The 253-nt window shown below is 52.6% G+C and carries 1 protein-coding gene; it reads left to right on the plus strand.

From position 1 onward, the window contains the following. Positions 1-56 precede the first annotated feature (56 nt). Positions 57-253, plus strand: a 197-nt coding sequence (locus tag FDX22_RS31420; protein WP_255432980.1) for a deoxyribodipyrimidine photo-lyase, incomplete at its 3' end; no start/stop codon positions are given.

A 253-nucleotide genomic window follows, 5' to 3' on the forward strand; every position in this document is an offset into this window, starting at 1 on the left:
TCTGGCCTGCGATTCTGCGTTTACACGGCAAAGCTTAATTTTTATTTGGGAGTTTTATGACCACTCATCTGGTCTGGTTTCGGCGAGATTTACGTTTGCATGACAATCTTGCGCTGGCAGCGGCATGTCGGGATCGTTCGGCACGGGTATTGGCGTTATATATTGCCACGCCCGCACAGTGGAAAGCGCATGATATGTCACCGCGTCAGGCGGCGTTTGTCGGCAAGCAGTTGAATGCGCTGCAAACGGCGCT

Source organism: Citrobacter sp. TBCS-14 (genome assembly GCF_005280805.1).
GTDB classification, from domain to species: domain Bacteria; phylum Pseudomonadota; class Gammaproteobacteria; order Enterobacterales; family Enterobacteriaceae; genus Citrobacter; species Citrobacter gillenii.